Consider the following 324-nt stretch of genomic DNA (forward strand, 5'->3'; position numbering starts at 1 on the left):
ATACCCAGGGAACTGAAACATCTAAGTACCTGGAGGAAAAGAAAACAAAAGTGATTCCGTCAGTAGCGGCGAGCGAAAGCGGAGTAGCCCAAACCAGGGAGCTTGCTCCCTGGGGTTGTAGGACCTCGATGTGAGGTTAGTTCGGTAGGCGAAGTGATCTGGAAAGATCCGGCATAGAAGGTAAAAGCCCTGTAGCTAAAATCGAACGAAACCTCTAGAGGGATCCTGAGTACGGCGGGACACGTGAAACCCCGTCGGAATCCGGCAGGACCATCTGCCAAGGCTAAATACTACCTAGCGACCGATAGTGAAGCAGTACCGTGA

General features: G+C 51.9%; 1 rRNA gene. It reads left to right on the forward strand.

Features of this window, described 5'->3' with window-relative positions:
* A 23S ribosomal RNA gene (locus AC3G2T_RS38885) occupies window positions 1–324 on the forward strand; the annotation flags it as partial.

This window comes from Paenibacillus sp. sgz302191, assembly GCF_057749925.1.